Source organism: Vibrio sp. 10N.222.55.C6, assembly GCF_041473395.1.
GTDB lineage: Bacteria > Pseudomonadota > Gammaproteobacteria > Enterobacterales > Vibrionaceae > Vibrio > Vibrio crassostreae_C.
In genome coordinates this window covers 1-407 of sequence record NZ_JBFRSD010000154.1, presented here as the reverse complement: position 1 = coordinate 407, position 407 = coordinate 1, and the positions used below count along the sequence as shown (strand labels likewise).

The 407-nt window shown below is 41.3% G+C and carries 1 protein-coding gene; it reads right to left on the bottom strand.

Going from position 1 to position 407, the window contains the following annotated elements:
• Nucleotides 1-160 precede the first annotated feature (160 nt).
• Nucleotides 161-407 (bottom strand): diguanylate cyclase (locus AB4486_RS22995; RefSeq protein ID WP_372118821.1); only part of this gene is annotated, 247 nt, incomplete at its 5' end.

Below are 407 nucleotides of genomic sequence, written 5' to 3'. Positions count from 1 at the left end.
ATTCTACCCTGTTTGAAGATAGGAGGTAAGCTAGCTGCATCACACGCAGCAAGAGATCCGCAGCAATATCATGGTCAAACAATCAATATAGTGGTAACCAATCAAGATAGTGCTAAGCAACCCCAAAAAGACAGGTTAACCCAACCATAAATTTATAGAACTAGCTAATTGAAGAAGGATGTACCATTGAACGATTTCGACCGTCAGATTTAGCTTGGTAGAGTGCACTGTCAGCCATCGCAACTGCGGACTCCATTTCGTCATCAGGTGATGGAATATAAGAAATAATGCCAATACTCACCGTGATAAATTCAGAGACCGCTGATTTTTCGTGTATCAGACCTAACTTAAGTACTTCATCATGAATACGACTTGCAACAAGAAGCGCACCATCCGTAGTCGTATTT